The 24,390-nt window shown below is 43.0% G+C and carries 23 protein-coding genes and 1 pseudogene; 17 read left to right on the plus strand and 7 right to left on the minus strand.

Going from position 1 to position 24,390, the window contains the following annotated elements:
- Positions 1-200 precede the first annotated feature (200 nt).
- Complete coding sequence (locus EXT48_RS19120) at positions 201-752, plus strand: HEPN domain-containing protein (RefSeq protein ID WP_130165415.1); 552 nt, start codon at positions 201-203, stop codon at positions 750-752.
- A 370-nt stretch (positions 753-1,122) separates the two neighbouring features.
- Here EXT48_RS19120 and EXT48_RS23910 read toward each other — a convergent pair.
- A pseudogene (locus EXT48_RS23910) lies at positions 1,123-1,224 on the minus strand (transposase); the annotation flags it as partial.
- A gap of 316 nt (positions 1,225-1,540) precedes the next feature.
- Between EXT48_RS23910 and EXT48_RS19135 the strand changes: the two are divergent.
- The 6 genes from EXT48_RS19135 to EXT48_RS19160 are packed head-to-tail and all read left to right on the plus strand — an operon-like array spanning position 1,541 to position 6,814.
- Positions 1,541-2,575 carry an ATP-binding protein gene (locus EXT48_RS19135; protein ID WP_039494975.1) on the plus strand — a complete coding sequence of 345 codons (1,035 nt, stop codon included), beginning with the start codon at positions 1,541-1,543 and terminating at the stop codon, positions 2,573-2,575.
- Positions 2,575-3,276: a response regulator gene (locus EXT48_RS19140; RefSeq protein WP_010373790.1), complete on the plus strand. Its 702-nt coding sequence runs from the start codon at positions 2,575-2,577 to the stop codon at positions 3,274-3,276. Before EXT48_RS19135 ends, EXT48_RS19140 begins: the two co-directional genes overlap by 1 nt.
- Before the next feature lie 20 nt (positions 3,277-3,296).
- Complete coding sequence (locus tag EXT48_RS19145; protein ID WP_130165416.1) at positions 3,297-3,953, plus strand: TrkA family potassium uptake protein; 657 nt, start codon at positions 3,297-3,299, stop codon at positions 3,951-3,953.
- The gene (locus EXT48_RS19150) at positions 3,953-5,323 is read left to right on the plus strand and encodes a TrkH family potassium uptake protein (RefSeq protein ID WP_205992118.1); all 1,371 of its coding nucleotides are present in this window, start codon (positions 3,953-3,955) and stop codon (positions 5,321-5,323) included. Before EXT48_RS19145 ends, EXT48_RS19150 begins: the two co-directional genes overlap by 1 nt.
- A 19-nt stretch (positions 5,324-5,342) precedes the next feature.
- A complete protein-coding gene (locus tag EXT48_RS19155; RefSeq protein ID WP_240703409.1) occupies positions 5,343-6,374 on the plus strand; it encodes a S66 peptidase family protein in 1,032 nt (343 codons plus the stop codon).
- Complete coding sequence (locus EXT48_RS19160) at positions 6,371-6,814, plus strand: GNAT family N-acetyltransferase (protein WP_130165417.1); 444 nt, start codon at positions 6,371-6,373, stop codon at positions 6,812-6,814. The genes EXT48_RS19155 and EXT48_RS19160 overlap by 4 nt, the downstream gene beginning before the upstream one ends.
- Positions 6,815-6,823: 9 nt before the next feature.
- Here EXT48_RS19160 and EXT48_RS19165 read toward each other — a convergent pair whose 3' ends face one another.
- The gene (locus tag EXT48_RS19165; RefSeq protein WP_130165418.1) at positions 6,824-7,768 is read right to left on the minus strand and encodes a bile acid:sodium symporter family protein; all 945 of its coding nucleotides are present in this window, start codon (positions 7,766-7,768) and stop codon (positions 6,824-6,826) included.
- Between the two features lie 258 nt (positions 7,769-8,026).
- On the opposite strand from EXT48_RS19165, the gene EXT48_RS19170 reads away from it, so the two are divergent.
- Positions 8,027-8,389, plus strand: a complete 363-nt coding sequence (locus EXT48_RS19170; RefSeq protein WP_099028567.1) for a DUF6176 family protein — start codon at positions 8,027-8,029, stop codon at positions 8,387-8,389.
- A gap of 11 nt (positions 8,390-8,400) precedes the next feature.
- Here EXT48_RS19170 and EXT48_RS19175 read toward each other — a convergent pair whose 3' ends face one another.
- Complete coding sequence (locus EXT48_RS19175) at positions 8,401-9,246, minus strand: EamA family transporter (protein WP_130165419.1); 846 nt, start codon at positions 9,244-9,246, stop codon at positions 8,401-8,403.
- Positions 9,247-9,659: 413 nt separating this feature from the next.
- Here EXT48_RS19175 and EXT48_RS19180 point away from each other — a divergent pair, with 413 nt between their 5' ends.
- Both EXT48_RS19180 and EXT48_RS19185 read left to right on the plus strand, forming a co-directional pair.
- On the plus strand, positions 9,660-10,028 hold the full coding sequence (locus EXT48_RS19180) for a hypothetical protein (protein ID WP_099028569.1): 369 nt from the start codon (positions 9,660-9,662) through the stop codon (positions 10,026-10,028).
- 37 nt (positions 10,029-10,065) lie between these two features.
- Positions 10,066-10,437 carry a hypothetical protein gene (locus tag EXT48_RS19185; protein ID WP_039494990.1) on the plus strand — a complete coding sequence of 124 codons (372 nt, stop codon included), beginning with the start codon at positions 10,066-10,068 and terminating at the stop codon, positions 10,435-10,437.
- 51 nt (positions 10,438-10,488) lie between these two features.
- Here EXT48_RS19185 and EXT48_RS19190 read toward each other — a convergent pair whose 3' ends face one another.
- The 3 genes from EXT48_RS19190 to EXT48_RS19200 all read right to left on the minus strand — a co-directional run bounded on the left by EXT48_RS19190 (position 10,489) and on the right by EXT48_RS19200 (position 15,276).
- Complete coding sequence (locus EXT48_RS19190) at positions 10,489-11,460, minus strand: carbohydrate kinase (protein ID WP_130165420.1); 972 nt, start codon at positions 11,458-11,460, stop codon at positions 10,489-10,491.
- A 15-nt stretch (positions 11,461-11,475) separates the two neighbouring features.
- The gene (locus EXT48_RS19195; RefSeq protein WP_130165505.1) at positions 11,476-13,866 is read right to left on the minus strand and encodes a TonB-dependent receptor; all 2,391 of its coding nucleotides are present in this window, start codon (positions 13,864-13,866) and stop codon (positions 11,476-11,478) included.
- A 183-nt stretch (positions 13,867-14,049) separates the two neighbouring features.
- The gene (locus tag EXT48_RS19200; RefSeq protein ID WP_130165421.1) at positions 14,050-15,276 is read right to left on the minus strand and encodes a sugar MFS transporter; all 1,227 of its coding nucleotides are present in this window, start codon (positions 15,274-15,276) and stop codon (positions 14,050-14,052) included.
- A 186-nt stretch (positions 15,277-15,462) separates the two neighbouring features.
- Between EXT48_RS19200 and gtfA the strand changes: the two genes are divergently transcribed.
- From gtfA to arsJ, 4 genes are all read left to right on the plus strand, one after another.
- On the plus strand, positions 15,463-16,932 hold the full coding sequence (gene gtfA, locus EXT48_RS19205; RefSeq protein ID WP_130165422.1) for a sucrose phosphorylase: 1,470 nt from the start codon (positions 15,463-15,465) through the stop codon (positions 16,930-16,932).
- A gap of 182 nt (positions 16,933-17,114) precedes the next feature.
- Complete coding sequence (locus EXT48_RS19210) at positions 17,115-17,876, plus strand: metalloregulator ArsR/SmtB family transcription factor (protein ID WP_226899309.1); 762 nt, start codon at positions 17,115-17,117, stop codon at positions 17,874-17,876.
- A 20-nt stretch (positions 17,877-17,896) separates the two neighbouring features.
- Positions 17,897-18,907 (plus strand): ArsJ-associated glyceraldehyde-3-phosphate dehydrogenase, encoded by a 1,011-nt coding sequence (locus tag EXT48_RS19215; protein WP_130165423.1) that lies wholly within the window; start codon positions 17,897-17,899, stop codon positions 18,905-18,907.
- 6 nt (positions 18,908-18,913) lie between these two features.
- Complete coding sequence (gene arsJ, locus EXT48_RS19220) at positions 18,914-20,119, plus strand: organoarsenical effux MFS transporter ArsJ (RefSeq protein ID WP_130165424.1); 1,206 nt, start codon at positions 18,914-18,916, stop codon at positions 20,117-20,119.
- A 14-nt stretch (positions 20,120-20,133) separates the two neighbouring features.
- Here arsJ and EXT48_RS19225 read toward each other — a convergent pair whose 3' ends face one another.
- Positions 20,134-21,165 (minus strand): LacI family DNA-binding transcriptional regulator, encoded by a 1,032-nt coding sequence (locus EXT48_RS19225; RefSeq protein ID WP_039495005.1) that lies wholly within the window; start codon positions 21,163-21,165, stop codon positions 20,134-20,136.
- A 170-nt stretch (positions 21,166-21,335) separates the two neighbouring features.
- Between EXT48_RS19225 and EXT48_RS19230 the strand changes: the two genes are divergently transcribed.
- The 3 genes from EXT48_RS19230 (at position 21,336) to EXT48_RS19240 (ending at position 24,361) form a co-directional block, all read left to right on the plus strand.
- The gene (locus EXT48_RS19230; RefSeq protein WP_010605304.1) at positions 21,336-21,563 is read left to right on the plus strand and encodes a FeoA family protein; all 228 of its coding nucleotides are present in this window, start codon (positions 21,336-21,338) and stop codon (positions 21,561-21,563) included.
- Between the two features lie 18 nt (positions 21,564-21,581).
- A complete protein-coding gene (gene feoB, locus EXT48_RS19235; RefSeq protein ID WP_130165425.1) occupies positions 21,582-23,666 on the plus strand; it encodes a ferrous iron transport protein B in 2,085 nt (694 codons plus the stop codon).
- A 266-nt stretch (positions 23,667-23,932) separates the two neighbouring features.
- On the plus strand, positions 23,933-24,361 hold the full coding sequence (locus tag EXT48_RS19240; RefSeq protein ID WP_130165426.1) for a GNAT family N-acetyltransferase: 429 nt from the start codon (positions 23,933-23,935) through the stop codon (positions 24,359-24,361).
- Positions 24,362-24,390: the final 29 nt, after the last annotated feature.

Genomic DNA, 24,390 nt, shown 5'->3' on the forward strand with positions numbered 1-24,390 from the left:
TGAGCTTTCTCCTTTGGGTTTCGTCGCCTAGAAGTTTAGCTGTTCGCTAAACTTCGGGGAGAAGGTTCAATAAGTATCAAGGCCATCATGGCAGTTGGACGCAAAACGCTTGGCTTGTGCTCCTTCGTCGCTAATTTTAGCCTGCTATTTTGTGCCGTTTACGGCAAGCGTTAGCCGCCATTGCATTCTGCAGGTTTTAAATGAAAGTTGATTTAAGAAAGTCTCCGTTACAAATGTTTAGCCGCCAGTTAGTGAGGTTAAAGTACGTACAGCATATTCAAAATGATTTGAACATCGAAACAACACGCAAGTTTGACAGCAAAATTAGATATCTAAACCAAACTTACGTGTTTCATTTGGTTGCGTATTGGCAAGATTTTGTTGAGTCTCTCGTGCGTCGAAAATTTACGGACATCAAGTCCTATAGCGGGTCTCATCCTTTAGATGATTTACTTGCTCAGAATGTTGAAAATAAACTGAAAAGGTTTAACACTCCCAATACAAAAAATATTGACCAATTACTTAAAGATGCTTTCGGATTAACGAAAGTTACGACTTGTTGGGATACTGATGATTTTTCACGTGTTCAAGCAAAGGAAAGGCTTGATGGAATCTTATTATCTCGGCATCAAATTGCGCATCGAGGGCTTACTTCAAGAGAATTAAGCTATGAATCGAACTTTGAAGACATGGAGTTCATTTTTGAGTTAGCTACTCTTCTTCAAAAAGCAGTTGATGATCATGCAATTTAATAGTGTCGGCTAACAAATAACTTGAAAGCGGATAAAATTGGAAACAATACAGACACCCACTGTTATCTATTCACCATAGTTACGGCAGTTTCGACTTAGAATTACAAAAAACTGTTCATCACTCATATCAAAAGTGTTTCTAAAATAAGCGAGTTTTTGGCGTTTACGTATTTCTCGACGTCAAAATCAGCTTATCGCGCACTGCATGGGGGAGGCTACGGTTAGCGCAGCTTGAGGCGTTATTGCTAAAGCCTTTATTTGGTCCAGCCAACAAACTTCACAATTTGCTAGGTTTGTGTGCCGTCGTTTTTTGAGTGTTTTACAATAAGTGGTCAGTACTCGCTCTCGGCCATTCTTCAATGAATTTCTAAGTTACCCAGTTGCTTTTAAACAGCTTGTGCCAGCGTATCACAATGGCTTTATCAGATATGCGCTTAGCTTTTTTATCATCAACATGCAAAAACAAACTTGATAGATAAACAGGCTCTTGTGCTAAATAACCTGAGCTGCGGATAATTAATGCCTTTCTAGCAGCCAGTTTTAGCGCTAACTGCGTTGAATTCACTTCCAATAGCCAGCTATTGGTGCGTAAATTCGCCTTGTTTTCCCTAAATCTTGCTGGCTAGACAAGGAAAAAACTAAGTTGTGCTTTAGCAACAATGAGTTGGAACATTCCTTATCCAAACCTCAGGTTAAATAGCCTAAAGTTAAGTAAATTTTACGCAAATTATACGGCAACGGAATTTCGACAAGGATAGAATAAAGACATAGCGCAAGTTGGAGTCACTATGTTTTCCGAGAATGGATTTATTGCCAAGAACGAGTATCTCGTTAGTTTTCTGGTTTTGCTGTTAACCAGCGCCTTTGCCGTTGCCTTAGACTCGCTGCTACATTCGGCGATCAGTGTATTGTTGGTATTGCAGTTGGGGGTTGTTGTTGTTTCTCTCATCGCAAAACGTTGGATGGCACTGGGAGTGGCGATTGTTAGCAGTCTAGTGTTCAACTTCTTCATCACAGAGCCCAGATACACGCTTCATATGAATAATACCGAAGATGTGGTCAATTTAGTGGTATTTATCGCGGTGGCATTAGCTACTAGCTATTTATCGAGCTATATCAAAGAGCAAAAGCAGCAGCTTTTAGTTGCGAACGTGCGCTCTAATATCTTATTGTCGGTTTCTCATGATCTACGCACACCGCTCGCTGCGGTGATGGGCGCGCTCGAAACGCTAGAAACCTATCGTGATAAGTTAGACCAAGACGAGCAAAATGAGCTGTTGGGGTCGGCACGATCAGAAAGCCACCGTTTGTTTCGCTATATCGAAAATATCTTGCAAGCCACCAAGTTACAGCATCAAGGGGATGAGCTTTCACTGTTGAAGCAACCTACGTCTATTGATGTCTTGATCGATAACGTGATTTTGCGGTTAGGCGCGCCATGCGTCTCGAGAATGCCACAGAATATGAGTCCAATTCTCACGATACAAGCTGCACTCATTGAGCAAGCCCTGTTTAACTTAATTGAAAATGCAGTCACCTTTAGTCCCGATGGAGAGCGGGTTGAGATTTCCTTAGGAGAAACGCAGCAAGCGTTGTTGATATTTATTCAGGATAACGGCCCTGGGATCCCCGTTGCTCGGCAAAAGGAAGTCTTTACCGCCTTTAGTTCGTTTCGACAAAGCGCCAGCAAAGACGGTGGCAGTGGCTTAGGGCTGAGTGTGGCAAGAGGTATTATTCGTGCGCACGGCGGTGATATTCGCATTTTGCCGACGACGCAAGGCTGCACAATGGAAGTTAGTTTGCCAAAAGAGGAGGCGCATTGATGACTCACACCATTTTATTGATTGACGATGAAGAAGAGATCCGTCGTTTTATCCGCTTAGCATTAAAAGCTGAAGGGCTGAATTATGTGGAAGCCAGCACCGGAAAGGAAGCTATGTCGGTGCTAAAAGGTGAGCTGCCAGACTTAGTAATCTTAGATCTTGGGCTACCAGATTTTGATGGATATAGCATTTTGAAGAAGATCCGAGAAACCAGCAAGCTACCTGTATTGATCTTAACTGCACGAGATCAAGAGGCTGAGAAGATTAAACTGCTGGAGGGCGGCGCAAACGACTACCTGACGAAGCCTTTTAGCATCAAAGAGCTGGTGGTCCGTGTCAAAGTGCTATTACGAGATTTAGTACCGAACAAACGCTTGCTCGCCATTGACTACGGCAAGTTGATGATAGATCTACAAAAGCATCAAGTCATTATGGATAACGCACCATTAGCACTATCGAAAAAGGAATTTGCACTACTTAGTATGCTTGCACAAAGAGCACAAGAATTAGTCAGTCAGCAAACCTTATTAAAGCAAATTTGGGGCGAAAGCCATGTGGAAGATAGTCACTATTTACGGATTGTGGTCAGCCAGTTACGTAAGAAACTCAGTGATGATGCTGCTACACCAAAAATCATAGAAACTGAGCCTGGGGTTGGTTATCGGTTTTTACTTTTACCGCTCAATAAGCATTTCTCATAACGGAGTATATAGAGGTTGTTATGGCACAATTTGTAGTAATTGGTTTAGGTCGATTTGGTTTTGCGGCTTGTTTGGAACTAAAGCGGCTTGGAAACAAAGTGATAGGGGTAGATAGTCGCGAACGTGTGGTGAACCAAGTTGTTGAGCATATTGATTATGCCACCTCTTTGGATGCGACCGATGAAACGGCATTACGCCAACTAGATATTACGAGAAGCAAAGCGGTACTGGTCGCCATTGGTGAAAACCTAGAAGCGAGCATTTTATGTGTACTGTCGCTAAAAAACTTAGGCGTTGAGAAAATTTGGGTTAAGGCCAGCTCAGAAGCGCATCATACAATTTTATCTCGTTTAGGCGTAACACGTGTGATCCACCCTGAAGAAGAAATGGGGATTAAGGTTGCACAGACACTGAATTACCCTATGGTCAATCAATATATGCAGTTGGGGCATGGCTTTTACATGGTGGAAGTCATCGTGAATAAATTAAGCTGCGGTCAGTCTTTGGCGACGCTATTAAAGCGTGCAAAGGGCGAAATCAAGGCTGTGTTAGTGCAGCGCGGCAAAGCGTGTTATACCAATCCGGCTGAGTCATTTTTGATAAACGAAGATGATAAAGTGATCCTCAACGGTCAGTTAAAAGCGTTAAATTCTATCGCGTTAAAACTGGGGGCGTAATGAAAACATGGAGTCCCCACTATTACCCCTATCCAAATAGCAAGCCCAAAGCCCACAAAAAGCCGCTGAGGTTAAGCCCCCCAGCAGTTCTGTTTATTGGGTTTTGCGGGCTGATAGCTTTAGGTACTATGTTGCTGTTGCTACCGATAGCACACACCCAAGACATCAAAGTGATGCAAGCGTTATTTACTGCAACTTCCGCGGTAACGGTGACAGGACTTGCGGTATTGAGTACGCCAAATGATTTTACGACCTTTGGCCATCTCGTTATTGCTAGTCTTATTCAAATCGGTGGACTGGGGTTTATGACCATTACGGTTGTGGTGCTGCGGGGGATGGGGCAGCAAATGGACATTAGTAAACAACTTATCGCAAAAGAAAGCTTTGGCATTGCTCGATTTGATCAGTTGGTTGATACAGCCAAATGCGTGTTAGTTTATGCACTGATCATCGAATCGATAGGGTTTACCATTTTGCTTGCCCATTGGTATCAAACGCTACCACTTGGTGATGCGATAATGCAAAGCTTCTTCTACACCATTTCGGCTTTTAACAATGCCGGATTTGCATTGCATGATGACAGCCTCACCAGTTTTCGTGGCGATTGGGTCGTTAATCTTGTGATATCAGGGTTATTTGTGATTGGCGGACTTGGATTTGTGGTGTTGATGGATATAGTAAAACGACGCCGTTGGAGCCGGTTTGGATCTGCCACTAAGTTAGTCTTGATAGCAACAGCGGTGTTAAATGTGCTGGCATTTAGCTTATTTTGGCTTTTTGAAGCAAATAACCCAGAGACCCTTGGAAATTTGCCGTTGTCTGAGCAAGTGATCACTGCCTGGATGCAAGCGGTAACGCCACGGACAGCGGGCTTTAACAGTATCGACTTTGCGCTGGTTAATGACGAAAGTACCGTGCTGACCATTTGGTTAATGATAATAGGGGGCGGCTCTATGAGTACCGCCAGTGGTCTTAAAATAACCACAGTGGTGGTGCTATTAATGGCAACCTACGCTTATTTGAGACGCAGAGATCAAGTCGCTATTGGACACAGACAGATCTCGCCTGAAACGGTATTTAAGGCGCTTAGTCTCACCGTGGTGTACTTTTTTACCGTGATGCTCGCAACCCTTATTTTAACGATTACCGAGCAGGCAAATTTAACGGATATCACGTTTGAAGCGGTGTCTGCATTAGGCACGGTTGGCTTATCTCGAGGGATCACTGGCTCATTGTCTGAACCCGGTGAAGCGGTAATCATCTTTTTAATGCTGATTGGACGCTTGGGGCCGTTAACCTTTCTATATTTGATCGCTCGCCCGAAACGGGAGAATTTAAAGTATGCAAAAGCGGAAATTCAGGTAGGATAAGCAAAAAATAACGGAAATCATGATGAAGTATCCCAAACCGTTGAAAGCGGGCAGTAAAATTGCGATCACGGCATTCTCAGCGGGCGTACCTGCTGCTATGCACGCGAGATTAGACAACGCTTTGGATTATCTCGCGCAACAAGGTTTTGAACTCGTGGTTGGTGAATGCCTGCGAGATAACCACAACTACGTTAGCGCAGATGTCAAAACCCGTGCTAATGAGCTTATGGGATACTTACTCGATGATACAATAGACGCGATTATGCCGCCATGGGGCGGTGCAATTGCAATGGATTTGCTGACATTGCTTAATTGGGAAAAGTTGGCGCATGCTCCGCCAAAATGGCTCATCGGTTTCTCTGATGTCAGCACTTTACTGAGCGCAGTGACTTGCAAACTAGGCTGGGCAAGCGTGCATGCAACTAACCTTATGCAATTAAATGTCCATCAACAAGACGCATTAACGGTTGGACTTTTTGACCATTTGAGGCGTGCGCCTAAGGACTCTTTCACGCAATTTCCCTCGACACATTTTGAAGCTGAGCCACTCAATTTTGTTGACTTTCCCGATGCTGGATTTAACTTATCCGCGAGCACTCAATGGCGTATTTTGGCCAATGGCAATCACCGGCAGCAGTTTGCTGGTCGATTATTAGGCGGCTGTTTGGATATTCACATGTTATTGGCTGGTACGGAATATTTTGATCTGGACGCTTTTTCACAGGCGCACCCTGATGAGTCGATTATCTTATATTTTGAAAATGGCGAAATGCCGCCAGCGGCATACTATCGTGCGCTGCAAAGTATTAAATTACGAGGTTGGTTCTCGAAAGTCACTGGAGTTTTGATTGGTCGAAATCCAGAGCCGCTGGCAAAAGATAGCGACTGGACGCACCTAGATGCATTGCAAAACGCCTTTACTGGTTGCGATTTCCCCGTGCTATACGATGTGGATATAGGCCATCAAGCGCCGAATTTAACGCTGATTAACGGCGCATATGCCGAAGTGACTGTTGGCGATACCTTTTCAATTACACAGACATTAATATGAATCTAGAATATAAAGTCGGCTCGATAGATGACCTCCTTGCGATAGAAAACCAAATTCCGGAGTTTGCCACGCCAAGAAAGGGTGAGGAAGTCGTAGACAAACTGCGAGATAAGCAACATTTATTGCTGGTGGTGTACGCGCAAGGCAAACCCGTTGGGTATAAGCTAGGTCACGAACTGCCAAACAACGAATTTTATAGCTGGTTAGGCGCGGTCATCCCTGAATATCGCGGCAAAGGTATTGCCAAGCAGTTGTTGGTGATGCAAGAAACTTGGTGTAAAGCGCAAGGCTATAGCGCCATTAGAGTAAAGTCGAGAAACCTATTCAAAAACATGCTATTGATGTTAATAAGCCGCGATTACCAGATTGTAAAATGTGAACAAATCAACGGCTCATCGGATTGCAAAATTCACTTTTATAAGCAATTACAAAAAGCCTAACCTTTGATATTAGGCTTTATTGTTATCAGATGAGCTGGTGGCGCTTTGTCTCCATATTCCTGCTAATATCGAGCCGCTGACATTATGCCAAATAGAAAATAGGGTACCTGCTACGGCCGCTGTAGGAGTAAAAAACTTCATGGCAAGCGCAACAGCAAGCCCCGAGTTTTGCATACCCACCTCAAAGGCCATGGTGCGACATACTTTTTCGTCAAAACCCAGCCGTTTCGGAATGAAATAGCCCAAAAGTAGCCCTGTAGTATTGTGCAGGATCACTGCAACCAGCATAACGAGCCCGATGCTTTCAAGTTTAGGTTGATTAAGAGCAACGATCACCGCAATGATAAAAACGATTGAAAGCATTGAAAGTAAAGGCAGTATCGGAGTTGTTTTGATAACAGAATGCGCCAGTGGCTTGGCAAGCAAGGTATTGAAAGCAACGCCCACAGCCACAGGAAATAGCACAATTTTTAGCAGGCTCGTCAACATATCAGAAAACTGAATATCAACCACCTGGCCTATCATCAATGTGGTTAGTAGTGGCGTTAAGAACACGCCGAGTAAAGTACTAATCGCGGTCATAGAAATCGATAACGCGACATCTCCTTTGGCGAGATAACACAAAACGTTACTTGCCGTGCCGCCAGCAACCGTGCCCACTAAAATCATTCCAATTAATAGGTCAGTTTCTAAGCTCATGGTGGTTGCAATTAAGTAGGCAGCACTCGGCATCACAGTAAATTGAAGTAGCACACTAACGCAAATGGCTTTTTTGTTGTCGAGCACGCGTAAAAAGTCTTTTGTAGTGAGGGTTAAGCCCATTGTCAGCATGATCAACATTAATAACGGAATAATACTGCCTTTAAACGCGCTAAATAGAGTCGGAAAAAGATAGGCGATTACTGAGCAAATAATGGCCCAAAGAGGGAATAGTTGTACGATTCTTGTCATCATATTTTTACTTTATTTTTCTTTAGATATTAACGAAATTTTCGTCAAACACCTAACTCCAGAGATCTGGCTCATGGGCGTTAATGGTTATCTTAGGCAAAACAGCTTGTTACATTTTACTAATTTTATAGTTGGGCCCGTTTGAGGGAATTAGGTATAGTCGTTACTACGAAAATGATAAGTGGGAAATAGGAATAAAAAATGAAGGAAAGTATGCTCAGTACCAAAATGGTTAAAGGTTGGAGGTGTTAATCTTATTCCATGGAAACAAAACTGCTAAAGATAAAATTAAATTTGAATACTCGTCCTCAAGTGGATGAATTACTTGCTTATATGCAGGATAATATCGCGTTTCCGAGAGAAGAAATGCGACAGAAAGGCTACTTTTGGGATTCCGTATTTTTTGCCGAAGAAGGCGGAAGAGAGTATCTCTATATTGTAATAAAGTCTGAAGACTTTAGCTGTATTATGATGGATGAATCTGAGCTAATTTGTACACCTTTTCGTGAAGTGTATGAGCGCTTTAGGAAAGCATGTTGGTCAACAGAGCCATATCAAGATATCGAAGCGTTGGCGTGTTTCAATTCACAAATGGAGTTTGACTCTGTCGAACCCGGTAAATAAGTTAAAAAGGGTTATACTTTTGCACCGCTTTTACTATAGAGCAATGCCGCAAAAATAATGACACTGCCAATACCAAGGCGAACGAGGTCAGCTTCTCGGTTCCAAATCAGCAAATTGACAATGATCCCAGCTGGGATCAACACATTGTTCATTACCGCGAGTTCACCCACCGAGACGCGGGTCAGTCCCAAGTTCCAGACATAATACCCGACGCCTGAAGCAATCAAGCCTAAATAAATCAGTATTCCCCATTGTAGATTGGTACTTGGGAGTTGTTGGGGATTACCGAATAACATAAATCCAATGGCGAGCACGAGGGACGCACCAATAAAGAAAAAACCGAAACTTTGATGGTGTATCAGTTGGTAGTGGTTACTTAAGCGTTTGTAACTTACTTGGCCTATTGCAAAGCAAAGGTTTGCCCCTTGCACTAGTAGCAAGCCAAAAAGGTAGTCGCTAGTAAGCTCAGTAAATCTAATGGTGATTGCACCAATGATAGCTATGAGCGCAGACAGCAAAAAAGTGGCATTGAATGAGCGGTTTAGTAAGTCATTGAGTGCAGTAATATAGATGGGTGTCATCACTGTGAATAGCAACACTTCAGGTACGCTTAGGTATAAAAAAGAGTGATAGTAAAAGCCATACATCAGACCAATCTGTACTGCACCGATTGCCATCAGCTTGATTATCAACTCTTTATTCACTGAACTCAATCTCAAAAATGGAATAAACACAATTGCTGCTAGCAAGGTTCTAGATAAAGCGCTAAACCAAGCATCGACTTGGCCTGCCAAATAGACTCCAATCAAAGAGAACGAGAACGCCCAAAGTAAAGTAACAATCCAAAGTAATGGCATAGACAATTTGTTGTAGTTTTTAATCTCGCGATTGTATCACGAGCGTAGCAGAAATAGACCATTCGAAAAAAGCGATGATAACAATCATTATAATGTGATTTTAATTTATGATTATTCACATAGAATGACCCGTGTATTCACACTTACATCCCTTCATTGTTTTACCCATGATGTGTTTGGCCGCCGCTGCGGCCTTTTTTTATTTAGTCTATTATTTCGATACTCGCTATAGCTTGTCCCTTCACCGTTTATACCAATTTCCATGAACTTGCTAGATTTAGTGCATTCTGAACCTCTTGTGAATTTTATGTTTTTTATGGGTTAAAACAATTGAATTTTTTATTTTTATTGTGTAGCTTTATTTTTAACCAAGGTTTCTTGGTTGTTAATATAACAAATATAAGGATAGCAAGATGAAACAAAAAATAACTAAGATACTTGCAGCTATTGCATTAGTTGGTACCTGCAGCGCTGGCGCAACTGAGTTGAATTGCGACCTACAAGTGAAAAGAGGTGGTAACGTCATTGGTAACGGACAAACCTGCTTTGGTATGGACTTCTCATTTGGCAACTCGACAACTGGTAAGTTTTACTTAACGAATATCAGCAAACCGATTAATAAAGTGATTTGGAATGGTGATGCTAGCTGTTCTGGTGGTGTTGAATGTGCACTCACGGTTTATGCGTATCAAACACATACAGCAACGGCGACTATCTTATACAAAGATGGCACATACGAAGAAACGAATGTATCACGTATCTCGTATGAAACTGGTCACTAAAAATTACTTAACTCATTCTTAATTAAAGGAAATAATAATGAAATCAACATTAATTGCTTCAGTATTGGTTGTACTAGGTGGTCTGTCTTTTAGTTCGCAAGCGGCAGATTTAAAATGCTCTTTGAACGTGAAATCAGGCGGTAATGTGTGGGGTAACAATACTAGCTTTTGTTCAGGAATTGATTTTTCTTTCGGTAATTCAACTTCTGGTAAATTCTATATCGCAAATGCCACTAAAGCGATTAGTAAAGTAATTTGGAATGGTGATGCGAGCTGCAGCGGTGGTACTACGTGTAACATGACCATTCGTGCTTATCGTCAGTACAATGCGACTGCAACTATTCTTTATACTGATGGTACATACGAGACGACAAACTCTGCTCATATTGACTATGAAACAGGGTTTTAAGCCTCGACTTTTATAATAAAATAGCGGGAAAGCCTTTTCCCGCTTTAGGTATTAACCTAACAAAGCCTCAGGGTTGAAGGAAGAAAACCGTTCAGACACATCTATACGCGTTGGCATAAAGGGCATGACACCTTTGTGTTCACAAGTAAACGCACCGCATTTCACAGCAAAGCTAAGTGCCTTTTTTACGGTTGGGAAGTTTTGCACTAGTGTATCTTTTGAGATCCCGTGTTGGCTGAGTTGAAATAGAAACCCTGCCATTAAGCTATCCCCAGCGCCGGTTGTATCAACCGCATCAATAGTAGGAGAGGCGACGGAATAAAAGTCTTTAGCTGTTAATACACTGCAAGGATTTGGCCCATCGCTTGAGATCACCGCTTGTACGCCGACACTAAGTAACCAATCTAAATAGCTAGCTTCTCTCATGTTCTTTTCTTCAGCGAGATATCTCAGCTCATCTTTACTCATTTTTAATATGTCGACATAGGGGTAGCAAGCCTCTATACGTTCGGATAAGCAAGATAAGTCCTGCCATAGATTCAAGCGCAGGTTAACATCAAATGAAATTAATTGATTATGAGCCGCAGCAGACTTTAATAACGCCATGGTGGTACTTGTAACTTCTGCATCGGTAAGCGTGTTTGAGCAAAAATGAAATATCCCGTGATCTGGCCATTGCAAATGCTCAAAGTCTTTTGGGCGGATTGCGATATCAGCGGTATTGTCGCGGTAAAACGAAAAGCTTCGTTCTCCTTGAGCGTCTAGGTGGACGATGGCCAAGGCGGTTTGCGCTCCACTTATGGATACACAATATTCTGTTCCAACAGCATATAACGCCAAGGTTGATTTTAATTGCAGCGAAAAGGGATCTTCAGCGAAGCCTCCCACAAACCGAGCACTGCCACCAAGTTTAGCAAAGCCTACCGCCACATTCGCTGGAGCACCGCCAGCAATAGGGTTAAGGCTACCGTCGCCGGTAGGTAACAAATCGATAAGCATCTCGCCAAAACATGTTAATTGCATAACTACTACCCCCAATTAGAAACGGTATTTTAAAGTGACAGACGTAGTTCTGCCGTTAATACTGCGAGCGCGAATAATATTGTTAGTTGGAATTACGCCTTCCTCGGCTTCTGTTAATCCAGTGGTATCAAAGAGATTGTTTACGTTTAACGCGATATTGAAGCGTTCAGTCAGATCATAACTTGCAAACGCGTTGACCTGAGTGTAACCGTCAAATTTTAACTCGTTGTTGTCTTGTGCGTACGCGTCAGTGGTGCCGATTAGGCTTAAACCGATAGCACCTTGATCGAAGTTATATTTACCCAATAAGGAATAAACAAAGTCAGCTTGCCGTCTTGGCGTGTTACCCTCGACTTCGGGAGTGAGTGCATCTTTTGCGATTTCAGCATCGGTCCAAGTTAAGCTACCTCGTAAGTCGAAGGAGCCAATAAAATAGACACCTTCAAGTTCAATACCTTGTGCTTCGTATTGCCTGTCAAAGAACTTTTGGCTGGTTGCCTCAAAGTTTTGCTCTTCTGTTTCGGCGTAAAATAAAGTTGCAAATAGACGGCCTTGTTCAAACTTTTGTTTGATACCAAATTCATATTGTGTCACTTCATCCACAGCATCTTCATCAGCAACACTGCCATCAATATTCACTTTACCGAACAATAGTCTGTCTGCATTTGCACGACCGCCCTCACTGAATCTGCCGAATATGGCGCTGCTTGAGGTCATTTGGTAGTTTGCGCCGACAGAGTAGCTTGTGTAGCTCCAATCGTAATTAACTACATTGGGGTTAGCGAGATCGATGGCTGCAACTTGCTCCTCCGGCTTTGATATAGTGCCATCACGGTTGATATCTACACGAGATGTTACAGCACCTGCAAATGTACCTGTCGCTTTACCTGAATCATGACGCACACTCGCATCAACTGAAATATCGCCGAGCTTTGTTGAAAAGGCGATATATGGGGCACGAGTATCGTATTCAGTATCGTAGTTGCGCTGACAGCAATTTCCCCAATAGGGCGTACCATAGGCATATAATCCGTTTTCAGAATATGCTGTGCCATCCGCAGCGGCCACGTTGACAAGCGCTGCGTTATCTCCTTTAACCTCGAGCAAGTATGAATTCCATAACCAAGACATATTGATATTTTGCGATGACATGAAATAACCGAAGGTGAGTGACGTGTCAGTACCAAATGATTTGGTGAGCTTTAGGTCATTCATGATGTTGTCGAAATCATTCATTTCCACTTCGAAGGTATGAACGCGCATTAGTAGTGCTTGATTGAACGCTTGATCCGCTTTTGGTCCGTTGGCAAAGGTGAGTGTTGCACCGGTACCGGCTATGCTCTCGGCAATTGCTTGGCTATTAGCGACCTCAGCAGGGAAAGGCGACATAAATGAGCCTGAGATACTCGACTTTCTGGACCTGTTTTCGATTTGCCAGTCATTACCTAGTTTGAAATTTGCTTCAAAGCCGATACTATCAACAACAGGGTGCATTCCGTCTCGCATATCCCCTCGACGAATTTGATTGTTACCACCTAAGCCTTGCGTGGCGGTGAAATAAACAGAGTGGGGTGTATCTGACAGTACATCAAAGCCGCTGATGGAGTCGCCATTAGAATACATAGGCATAGGAAGGTAGCCTGCTGTCTTATCATCAAGGTGTTTTACATACAAACGAACGTAGCCACTTTCAAATTCCTTGGTGATATTGGCTTTGAGTTGGCCGCCTTTATTTGCGGTATAGCCGGTGTCACGTGGGCCTTCACCTTGGCGCACAAAGCCACCAATATGAAATTTTATGTCGTCAGTTAAATAACTCCCATACTCAAAATCAGTTCTAAACTCGTCATAATCTAAACCAAACGTGGTGGCAACACTGCCTGACTCATTTTCACCCGTTTTTGAAATCAAGTTAATAATGCCTCCGGGAGCGTCGCTGGCGGCAGTCGAAGCCGAGCCACCACGAATAGACTCGATTGACTCCACGGTATTATCAAGGCGCATAAAAATATCGGCGTTACCAAAAGCAATGTCACCAAACTGCAAAATAGGCAAGCCATCTTCTTGTAGCTGCAAAAATTTAGCGCCACCGGATGCGACAGGAAGACCACGTACAGCGATATTTGCATTACCTTCACCACCGGTTGATTCTGACCTTACACCAGGAATTAGTTTGAATGCTTCAGCGGTAGTTCTGGGGGTTGCAGCAGAGATTTGCTCCAGCCCTATGCTGCTAACAGAAACACTCGATTCCATAATGGTTGTTCGCTTTGGAACACCCGTCACGACTATTTTCTCGAAGCCATCGGCAGGTTTCGTGTGTGCTTTTTCTTCAGCGGCCGCCGAGTGAGAGATTGCAAGCGTGAGTGCGCTGAGTGTAAATAGGGTGGTTTTGATTGTTGTCATCATTTGCCTCTTGTTATCGTTGTCAAACTCGTGCGGTCTATTAAAAACAAACTTAATCGATTAAGTTTGTTTTTAGCACAATTTAATTTGGTTGCAATTAAAAATTAATCAATAATTCAAACAAAATTTTAATGCTTTGGTTTTTATGAATTTTAACCCGCGAAAAATTTTTGGTCGGAGGGGTTACACTCGCTGCAACTTAGCGTTTTTGCTCAATGGTAAGCGGGCAGGGTCCTTTAACCAGTTGTACAACATGGCCGCAAAGAGGAAAAATGCAAACCCAGTCGCAAGTACAAAGCCATAGCTAACATGGCCAAAGTAATCGCTCACCATGCCCATCAGAAGTGGTGCTAGCGCAGCAGAAAGCGCGGTGAAGAACAACATCACACCAGCAACAGAGCCATGCTGAGCTTTGTCAAAACAAGAGATCCCTTTTGAGTTTAATGTTGGGTAAATCATAGACATAAATAAACCACTTAGCGGGAGCGTATAGATAGCGGCATTAACACCATAAAGATAAGTTAAAAAATAGCATACAAATATAGCAAAGCTCAGCGTTAGCATTACGCTTTGCCAACGATACTTAGCGAGTAACCATACAGCCATAAAGCGACCTATTGCACGTAAAATAAAAAAGATGGTGAGCGCATAAGTTGCAAGCCAAGTTAAATCACCTTGGTAATCCTGTAATAAAGTGGGCATCCAGACATAAATTGCGACTTCAGTTGCAACGTAGAGTGCTATGGCGAGGGAAAAGCCAAGTGCATATTTGTTCTTGAGCATCGCTGCCGTGTGAGATAGGCCTGCATTGTTTTGTGCATGAGCGGTATTAAACTTGGGAAACTCAGTGCTTAAAGTCACGATACTGAGTATTAAGCATAGCCCACCAGCAAGCACATAAAGATAGGTCCAACTCACCCCCTGTATCAATAGATAACTGACAATTGCAGGGCCAATTATCGCGCCGATGGCAAAGAAGCCTTCGACTTTATTCATGGTTTGAGTATGTTCTTGTGCGCCGTCAGAAATGTCACCTAGAAGGGCGAGGGCACCTGTTTTAAATAGGCCAATGGCTAATCCAATAACACATAAAAGCATTAAAAACATGGTGAAAGTTTCACCCAGTGCGAACAGAAAACATGCGGATGAAAATAGTATGAGGCCGATTAACACCGTGAGCTTACGGCCTATTTTATCTGCCAAAAACCCTAAACATAAGCCGCTAAAGGCAATTAAAATCATTGGCGCATAGTGAAAGGCGCTGGCCTGGGTCATGCTAAGTTGATATTCGCTGATCAGTGTTGGAATGATCACGCCAACGGCGTCTGATGTCATCGCAAACATCAAAAACATCATATAAGTTAACCAGCGCAACGTGTTGAGCTGAGTGTGATTCGACTTGCTGCTCATTGTTCACCTCTTGAAGGGCTTTGTTATGTAGCTGGTCTACTTCTTTACATAAGACTGAGTGTAATACTAATCTGCATTAAGCGAATTATTTTTAGTAGAACGCTACGATAAAACTTGATTATTGTTTGTTCATGATTAAAGATATAACTTAATCGATTAAGTCTCAACTTTTTTAATGAGTAAATTATGAAAAACCAAGTTCAGTTGATCACGTATGCTGATCGCCTGTCTGGCGGCGGCCTTGCACAATTAAATACGTTACTAACGGGCCCGTTAGCTGGACTATTTGGTGGTGTCCACATTTTGCCTTTTTACTATCCAATTGATGGTAGTGACGCAGGTTTTGACCCGATTGACCATGCCAAGGTCGACGAACGATTGGGTGATTGGCAACATATTAAGTTGATTGCCGAGCACTGTGAGGTAATGGCAGATCTTATCGTTAACCATGTATCAGGAGAGTCAGCAGAATTTGCAGATGTGTTGGCTCATGGACAAGAGTCACAGTTTTGGTCGATGTTTTTAAAAGAAGAAGATGTCTTTCCTAATGGCATCACGCAAGCACAAGCGCAAGCAATTTATCGTCCGAGGCCGGGAAGTTGCTTTTCTAAAAAGGCGTTAGCGAGTGGCGAAGTTGTGGATTTTTGGACCACTTTTACTGATAACCAAATTGATATTAATGTTGAGTCAGAAGCGGGGCGCGCTTATTTAGAAAAAGTCTTAACATTGTTTGCAGACAGTGGAGTGAAAATTATTCGACTAGATGCCGCAGGATATGCAATCAAACGCGCAAATACCAGCTGTTTTATGACTGATGAGGCCTTTGCTTTTATCAATCAATTATCTAAGCGCGCCAATGAGCTTGGTATGGAAACCATTGCCGAAATTCACAGTTATTACAAAACTCAAGTAGAGGTTGCCAGCAAAGTCGACCGTGTTTATGACTTTGCGCTCCCTCCGCTTATTTTACACAGTTTATTCAATAAAGATTTCTCGGCTTTAGCCAAGTGGTTGGACATTGCGCCACGTAATTGTCTAACCGTGCTGGATACTCATGACGGAATCGGCATTATTGACGCGGGGCCTGAAGGGGATAAACCAGGGTTACTCGATGCCAATCAAATTGATGCTTTGGTTGAGCAGATCCATAGCAACAGTAAAGGCCAAAGTCGCAAGGCAACCGGCGCTGCAGCGAGCAATGTCGACTTGTATCAAGTCAATTGCAGTTATTATGAAGCCTTAGGGAAGCATGATTTTTATTATTTGGTAGCAAGAGCAATTCAGTTCTTTTGCCCTGGAGTACCACAAGTTTATTACGGTGGTCTATTGGCGATGGAAAATGACATAGCACTCCTAGAAAAAAGTAATGTTGGACGCGATATCAACCGCCCTTATTTGGATGTCGCGATGGTGGAAGCCGCACTCGATAAACCTGTGGTGAAGGGTCTGCAAACACTAATTAAACTGCGTAATACTTGCTGCGCATTTGATGGCAATTTTGCATTAACATGCCAAGGCTCAAATCTGGTTATAACTTGGGAGGGCTATAATGCAAAAGCGGAGTTGCGAGTTGATCTCGCAAAAGATGAAGCCATGATTAAAACTTCTGAAAACGCCACAGAGCAGAGCTATAACATTCAATCGCTGCTTTCCTAACCATAGCTAGGAGCCAAAGTTGCGCGTAGAAAGCGCGCTTTAAGTACCTCAACATCGATTATCCTTGGTAGCGGCTCGCAATCTTAGGTGAGCTGCTATGTATAGATAAATACCAACAAAGCGTAATTGACATAGCGGGTTAACTATATAACAATAAAGTTATATAATTAATTTGTTATGCGATGATGAAGCTACTTTTTCTTTGTTCTGGAAACTCAACGCGGTCAATTTTAGCACAGGCGCTAGCTAACTTTCATGGCGGTTCGGATGTTCATGCGTATAGTGCAGGCACTAAGCCAAGCACTGTGAATGCGACTACGCTTTCAATGCTACGCCGTTTAGGGATTAATACGGACAATCTGTACAGTAAACACCTCAATGAGTATAAGGACGAACACTTTGATGTGGTGGTAACTTTATGCTCTGAAGTGCAATCTGAATGCGAAGGTAAACTGCAAGGAGAACATGTCCTTGCGTGGGATATTGCGAGTCCAGCTGAGCGAAGTTGCAATAACGCTTATGAGCAAACCTTGTTTGACATCAATGAACAAGTTATTTCCCTACTACGCGAAGGTAAGTCACAACATACGCTACTTACACCCTTGCAATTTTATAAATCCCTAGCGGATGAGATCCGCTTAAAAACGCTTGCCATGTTGACGGTGGAAGGTGAGCTATGTGTTTGCGAGCTAATGGCTGCGCTTGAACAAGATAGCCAACCCAAGGTCTCACGGCATTTAGCGCAGCTGAAGAAGGCTGGAATTCTATGTGATCGCAAGCAAAAACAATGGGTATTTTATTCTATAAACCCAACGCTACCGCTATGGATGAAGGCGGTGATAAACGCCACGGTTATGCATCAACCAGATTATATAAAAGCTGAGTTAGTGAGGCTAAATGCGATGGGCGAACGGCCAACACGCATGGCAACTTGCTGTAACTAATAATTAGATTTGGAGTTCTTATGACGATTAAAGTAGGGATCAATGGTTTTGGTCGAATGGGGCGTTTGGCGCTTCGCGCTAGCTTTGACTGGCCTGAAATCGAGTTTGTACAAATTAACGATCCTGCGGGCAATGCAGAAACCCTAGCACACTTGCTAGAGTTTGATTCTGTCCATGGTAAATGGCATCACAGTGTGTCTTCTCAAGGTGAACAGATCCAAGTAGGTGAAACTGTGTTGTCGGTGACTCAAAACAAAGAGATTGCGCAAACTGACTGGTCTCAATGTGACGTCGTGATCGAAGCATCCGGCAAAATGAAAACCAAAGCTTTACTGCAACAGTATTTAGATCAAGGCGTTAAGCGCGTTGTTGTTACGGCACCGGTAAAAGAAGAAGGGGTATTAAATATTGTGATGGGAGTGAATGACCATCTATACGACGACATTCCCCACCAAATCGTTACGGCCGCTTCTTGTACCACAAATTGCTTAGCGCCAGTCGTAAAAGTATTGCAACAAAACATTGGCATAAAGCACGGTTCGATGACGACTATTCATGACATCACCAACACGCAAACCATTTTGGATGCGCCACATAAGGATTTACGCCGCGCGCGGGCCTGTGGCATGAGTTTAATTCCGACAACAACAGGTTCAGCGACTGCTATTACCCATATCTTTCCAGAATTAAAAGGTAAGCTAAATGGTCACGCTGTTCGTGTTCCGTTGGCGAATGCTTCATTAACAGACTGCGTGTTCGAGGTCGAGCGGCCAACTACAGTGGAAGAGATTAACCACTGGATGGCGCAAGCTGCTGCTACTGAGCTTAACGGAATTTTAGGTTATGAATCAAGACCACTAGTTTCTATTGACTATAAAACGGATCCTCGCTCTAGTATCGTCGATGCGTTATCTACAATGGTAGTTAATGGTACTCAGGTTAAGTTGTACGTGTGGTATGACAACGAGTGGGGCTATGCAAATCGTACCGCGGAATTAGTACGTAAAGTGGGATTGTCGTTAGGCGAATAAGATATCATGCAGCTGCGTAATATACCTCAAGATATCAAGCAGTACCTCATTGTGACAGGCAACTATTGGGCGTTTACCTTAACGGATGGTGCGCTCAGAATGTTGGTGGTGCTTTACTTTCACCAATTGGGTTATAACCCGCTTGAAATTGCCATGCTATTTCTCTTCTATGAAATTTTTGGTGTTGTCACCAATTTAATTGGAGGGTGGCTTGGCGCACGCATTGGCTTAAACCGCACCATGAATATTGGGTTAGGCATACAAATAGTAGCATTATTGATGTTAGTAGTACCAACGCACTGGCTTACCGTGCCTTATGTTATGGCAGCACAGGCGCTCTCAGGTATTGCCAAAGATCTCAATAAAATGAGTGCCAAAAGTGCAATAAAGGCCATCGTAAAATCGGGTGAAGAAGGGACCTTGTTTAAGTGGGTGGCAATACTTACCGGCTCAAAGAATGCGCTAAAAGGCGTCGGATTTTTTCTTGGCGGGTTGTTGCTTACCTTACTTGGCTTTACCGGCGCGATGTGGTCGATGGCAATCATGTTGCTATTAGTGTGGTTGTTTAGCGTTATCAGCTTAAAAAGCGATTTAGGCAAGGCTAAAAGCAAACCCAAATTTAGCGATGTATTTTCAAAAAGCCGAGCAATTAATATGCTATCTGCCGCGCGATTGTTTTTATTTGCCGCACGGGATGTTTGGTTTGTGGTTGCGCTTCCTGTCTTTTTATCGCAGCAGTTCGGTTGGGATCATTGGTGGGTTGGTGGCTTTATGGCTACTTGGGTCATCGGTTATGGCATCGTGCAATCAACAACTCCTAGATTTATTAGTCGTGATACGTTTGCATCAACACCAAGTAAAGTCAGCGGATGGGCGTTGTATTTGGCAGCTATTCCGCTGTTGATTGCTATCTCACTTCAAGCGCAGCTCTGGACAAGCTTAGCCGTAGTAGGTGGACTTTTGCTCTTTGGTTTTGTGTTTGCTATCAATTCATCTCTTCACAGCTATCTTATTGTGAGTTTGGCCGATAGTGATGGAGTGTCACTTGATGTGGGCTTCTATTATATGGCGAACGCTATCGGGCGATTACTCGGTACTGTGCTATCAGGTTGGATCTTTTTGGAGTATGGTTTGGTGGCTTGTTTAGTGGTATCAAGTGTGATGTTGCTGTTGGCAGGGATCATTTCCTGCAGATTACCCAGGCGAGTCTAATTGATAGGGGGCAATTAACAGCTCTGCCCCATTTTTAAGGTATAGCCAAGCATAACTTTATCATCACTTTTATCTAAGAAGAGTTTGGCTGCTTCTCGGCCTTTTTCTTCACTATTTTGATGAATGGTAGTTAGGCTAGGGCTAAAGCGTAGCGCTTCATCAACGCCATCAAAACCAACGACTTTAAGCTCCTGTGGTATCTTTACACCAAGTTTTTTGGCTTCTCTTAACAGCGGTAGTGCAATTAAATCACTCATACACAGTACGGTATTAGGCCTTGGTGAGAGGTTAAGTAGTTCTTTTGCGGCGATATTTGCAAACCTTTCGCTGCTTTCAGGAATATTCCACACTCTGTCTTCACCAAGTGTTAATCCACGCTCTCCAATAGCTTTGAGATATCCGCTATAACGCTGATGTGCAATAGAGGTCTGTATGTCTGTTAGGTTTTGCTCGTATACACGGCATAGCAAATCAGTGTCTAATAATCTCAAACCAAAAATAGCAACATCACTATCGTCGTTCAGTGCTTTACTCGCTACATCAAAGGCGGCTTGTTGGTTGTCGATATTAATACTGGCATGCGCGGGCAAATCAAAGTCAACCGTCACAACCTGTTTGCTAACATTCGCAAGATGCTCAATTAACTTGGGATTACGCGGGCGGCCATAACAAATTAAGCCGTCGACGAAATCGACAATGTCTCCGACATTATCTGCGGTGCCTGAGAACAAGAGTAGGTTAATATGCTGAGCTTCTAAAACGCTTGCAACTCCTCGCATAAAGCTACTCGCAACGGGATCTGATACCATATATTCAACGCTATCGGGTAGTACCAGCGCGACAATGTTAAACGAGCCCTTACGCAGCGATTGGGCTGCCTTGTTAGGCCCAAAATAACCCAATTCTTTACAGGCTTTTAAAATTTCTTCTCGTTTGGATTTAGAGAGTTGATCTGGTCTGTTAAAAGCATTCGATACCGTTGCATTTGACACGCCTAATTCCGCCGCAATGCTTTTGAGCGTCCATTTTTTTTTGTCGTTACTCATTGGCAGGACCCCTTAATACAGTCAGGCATATGGCAATGGTTTAGTTCATCTTAACTAGTAAACACCTTAAATAACAAGCAATAATAGATTATTGTCGCAATCTAGTTTAAAGAAAATAGTCAATGAGGTATGATGCGCCATACTTTTATTGCAAATTGTTCTCATAATCAATGACATTAGATAAACTTTCCAAAAATAGCGCAGCGACCATCACTTCTCTTACCCATCCAGATACTGCGTTACTGAGTCGAATAATGGCACTTGGAATTATTCCTGGTGAGCAAATAGAAGTCATTAACGTCGCCCCACTTGGATGCCCGATGCAAGTGAAAATTGGTGACACCTTTGTGAGTGTGCGTAAGGCCGACGCACAGTTCGTTGAAATTGAAGTTTTATAAGTTATTAAGGGCTCACGTATGAAAATTGCGTTAGTGGGCAACCCGAACTGCGGGAAAACCACATTATTTAACCGCCTGACCGGCTCTAAACAAAAAGTAGGGAATTGGCCAGGGGTAACTGTCGAGAAAAAATTCGGCTATTTTGCTTTAGAAAACACAAACGTAGAATTGGTAGATTTGCCCGGGCTCTATAGCATGGAACAAATTGAGCCAAGCCAAGATGAGCAAATCGCGTGTGACTTCCTAAAGCAAAATGAAGCCGATGTCATCATTAACATCGTAGATGCCGCTAACTTACAGCGAAATCTAGTATTAACTTCTCAGCTGAAAGAATTAGGCAAGCCTATTCTCGTTGTTGCAAATATGGTTGATGTTGCAACACAGCGTGGGAGAACGTTAGATTTAAAAAGACTCTCTGAACAGTTAGGGTTACCTGTAGTGCCATTCCACGGTGCTAAAGGTACAGGGCAAGAAGCGTTGTTGGAACAACTCGCACAGATCACTCGTTTTCCAAAAGCACCTGTGACGGCAAACACCGAAAGTGCCGGCAGCGATCCCCTCGAAAAAGCGGTTGCTCGTCACCAAGCAGTGAAAAAATTGGCTGATGGCGTAAGTATCATTACGCCAAAACGTGCAGATACAACAGAAACGCTTGATAAAATCGTGCTCAACCGCTGGCTTGGCGTGCCTATTTTCTTAGCCATGATGTATTTAATGTTTACCATTGCGGTGAATGTTGGTGCTGTATTTATCGACTTTTTTGACATCGCCGTGGGCGCCTTACTCATCGATGGTGTAAAAATCTTGCTAGCAGATATTGGCGCACCTCAATGGCTGGGTGTGTTATTGGCTGATGGTTTTGGTGTGGGTATTCAATTAGTGGCGACCTTCATCCCTGTTATTGCGGTGCTGTATCTGTGCTTATCCATTTTGGAAGACAGTGGTTATCTTTCTCGGGCCGCGTTTGTTATTGACCGTTTGATGTCATCCATTGGTCTACCTGGCAATGCTTTTGTCCCTTTGATCGTTGGATTCGGCTGTAATGTGCCTGCGGTTATGGCGTCAAGAACGATGGGTCGAGAGTCCGATCGATTACTGACGATTATTATGGCGCCATTTATGTCCTGCGGCGCACGTTTGACGGTATATGCGTTATTTGCAGCGGCTTTCTTTCCAACGAACGGAGCCAATGTTGTTTTTGGTCTGTATTTGCTTGGCATATTGGTTGCGGTAGGTTCTGGCTTTTTATTTAGAAAGCAAGTATTCAAAACGCAAAAATTACCCTCATTTACCGAGATGCCAGCGTATCATATGCCAATTTGGCGCAATATATTCATTACCACTTGGCAGCGTCTGAGCGGCTTTATCAAACGTGCTGGCAAAACAATTGTTATGGTAGTTATTTTACTCAGTGCATTAAACTCGATTGGTACCGACGGTTCGTTTGGCAATGAGAATACAGATAAGTCACTTTTGGCGAAGGCTGCACAAGTGGTCACGCCAATCTTTGAGCCAATAGGGTTAAAAGAGGAAAACTGGCCTGCTACGGTTGGTGTTGTGACTGGTATGTTTGCCAAAGAAGCCATCGTCGGTACTTTAGATGCGCTTTATACCGGTGCCGAAGAAGAAGGTGGAGAGTTTTCATTGTTGGCTTCGTTAAAAGAAGCGTTGATGACCATAGTAGACAATAGTAAAGATCTTATCGCAAACCTTGGTGATCCATTAGGACTTAACGAATTAGAGTCAGGCGCTGAAAGTGGCACTGCGCTACTTACTGCAATGGCCGCGAAATTTAATGGTCAAATCGGTGCATTTAGTTATCTTGTCTTTATCTTACTTTACACACCTTGTGTAGCGGTATTAGGTGCAATTAAACGTGAATCTGGCGGTAAGTGGATGTGGCTTGTTATTGGCTGGACGACCTCAATTGCTTATATCATGGCGACTTTAGTTTACCAAGCTAGTCAGTTAAGCACCTCGCCAACGAGTGCTTCGCTTTGGATTATAGCGATGTTGTTGTTTGGATTTGCGTGGTGGAAAGGGTTATCCAGACTGGGTAATAAACTTAACCAACCACCAACCTATCAAATAAACTTAGGTTAGTTATTCAAAAGCTTGGTTAATTACGGCGCTTAGAGCGCCGTTTTTTATGTTTTGATATCAAGCAAAAAAAAGCAGTGTTAACTGAGTCAACACTGCCAACAACTCTAAATCAATCAAGGGGAGTCTTCGTAAAAAGAGGTTACACCGCTTTATTGACGGAAGGGTGACGCAATAATGAAAGATTTATGACTGTGAAAATTTCACTTTGCTTCTTGCTAAAAATCGCTTAATTTTTAGCTCTATTCTTGCCGTTAACTGGGACAATAATGATAACCACTGATACTCCTCTAATTTTACGCCATCTTGATACTATCCATGCGCTGATCTCTAATGCTTATTGGGCAAAACAAATGCCTAAAGTATTGCTGGAAAAGGCCATTCAAAATAGCCTGAGCTTCATGTATTTGGACGATGAAGGTGAGTTTCAGGGTTTTTGTCGCGTGATAACTGACTATGCCACCTTTGCCTATCTTGCCGACGTGATAGTTGAGGAAAGTGCCAGAGGTAAAGGGGTAGGCAAAGCGATTGTTCAAGCCGTGGTTGAACATCCAGAGCTACAAGGCTTAAGGCGCTTTATGCTGGCAACTTTTGATGCGCATACTCTATATGAAAAATTCGGCTTTGCAGCGGTGCCAGATCCAAGTATTTTGATGCAGATCTGCCATCCTACAATATATTCGGATTTACAAGATTAATTGCTGGATTTTAGTCACTTATATTTTGT

Source organism: Pseudoalteromonas sp. CO348 (assembly GCF_004208845.1).
Taxonomy (GTDB): Bacteria; Pseudomonadota; Gammaproteobacteria; order Enterobacterales; family Alteromonadaceae; genus Pseudoalteromonas; species Pseudoalteromonas maricaloris.

Excerpts from the sequence above, each read along its gene's own strand:
- EXT48_RS19140 (WP_010373790.1), top strand. The coding sequence starts at position 2,575 with ATGACTCACACCATTTTATTGATTGACGATGAAGAAGAGATCCGTCGT.
- EXT48_RS19165 (WP_130165418.1), bottom strand. The coding sequence starts at position 7,768 with ATGATGACAAGAATCGTACAACTATTCCCTCTTTGGGCCATTATTTGC.
- EXT48_RS19215 (WP_130165423.1), top strand. The coding sequence starts at position 17,897 with ATGACGATTAAAGTAGGGATCAATGGTTTTGGTCGAATGGGGCGTTTG.
- EXT48_RS19135 (WP_039494975.1), top strand. The coding sequence starts at position 1,541 with ATGTTTTCCGAGAATGGATTTATTGCCAAGAACGAGTATCTCGTTAGT.
- EXT48_RS19175 (WP_130165419.1), bottom strand. The coding sequence starts at position 9,246 with ATGCCATTACTTTGGATTGTTACTTTACTTTGGGCGTTCTCGTTCTCT.
- EXT48_RS19225 (WP_039495005.1), bottom strand. The coding sequence starts at position 21,165 with ATGAGTAACGACAAAAAAAAATGGACGCTCAAAAGCATTGCGGCGGAA.
- feoB (WP_130165425.1), top strand. The coding sequence starts at position 21,582 with ATGAAAATTGCGTTAGTGGGCAACCCGAACTGCGGGAAAACCACATTA.
- EXT48_RS19145 (WP_130165416.1), top strand. The coding sequence starts at position 3,297 with ATGGCACAATTTGTAGTAATTGGTTTAGGTCGATTTGGTTTTGCGGCT.
- arsJ (WP_130165424.1), top strand. The coding sequence starts at position 18,914 with ATGCAGCTGCGTAATATACCTCAAGATATCAAGCAGTACCTCATTGTG.
- EXT48_RS19200 (WP_130165421.1), bottom strand. The coding sequence starts at position 15,276 with ATGAGCAGCAAGTCGAATCACACTCAGCTCAACACGTTGCGCTGGTTA.
- EXT48_RS19190 (WP_130165420.1), bottom strand. The coding sequence starts at position 11,460 with ATGCAATTAACATGTTTTGGCGAGATGCTTATCGATTTGTTACCTACC.
- EXT48_RS19170 (WP_099028567.1), top strand. The coding sequence starts at position 8,027 with ATGGAAACAAAACTGCTAAAGATAAAATTAAATTTGAATACTCGTCCT.
- EXT48_RS19185 (WP_039494990.1), top strand. The coding sequence starts at position 10,066 with ATGAAATCAACATTAATTGCTTCAGTATTGGTTGTACTAGGTGGTCTG.
- gtfA (WP_130165422.1), top strand. The coding sequence starts at position 15,463 with ATGAAAAACCAAGTTCAGTTGATCACGTATGCTGATCGCCTGTCTGGC.
- EXT48_RS19155 (WP_240703409.1), top strand. The coding sequence starts at position 5,343 with ATGATGAAGTATCCCAAACCGTTGAAAGCGGGCAGTAAAATTGCGATC.
- EXT48_RS19180 (WP_099028569.1), top strand. The coding sequence starts at position 9,660 with ATGAAACAAAAAATAACTAAGATACTTGCAGCTATTGCATTAGTTGGT.
- EXT48_RS19150 (WP_205992118.1), top strand. The coding sequence starts at position 3,953 with ATGAAAACATGGAGTCCCCACTATTACCCCTATCCAAATAGCAAGCCC.
- EXT48_RS19210 (WP_226899309.1), top strand. The coding sequence starts at position 17,115 with ATGATGAAGCTACTTTTTCTTTGTTCTGGAAACTCAACGCGGTCAATT.
- EXT48_RS19195 (WP_130165505.1), bottom strand. The coding sequence starts at position 13,866 with ATGACAACAATCAAAACCACCCTATTTACACTCAGCGCACTCACGCTT.
- EXT48_RS19230 (WP_010605304.1), top strand. The coding sequence starts at position 21,336 with ATGACATTAGATAAACTTTCCAAAAATAGCGCAGCGACCATCACTTCT.
- EXT48_RS19120 (WP_130165415.1), top strand. The coding sequence starts at position 201 with ATGAAAGTTGATTTAAGAAAGTCTCCGTTACAAATGTTTAGCCGCCAG.
- EXT48_RS19240 (WP_130165426.1), top strand. The coding sequence starts at position 23,933 with ATGATAACCACTGATACTCCTCTAATTTTACGCCATCTTGATACTATC.
- EXT48_RS19160 (WP_130165417.1), top strand. The coding sequence starts at position 6,371 with ATGAATCTAGAATATAAAGTCGGCTCGATAGATGACCTCCTTGCGATA.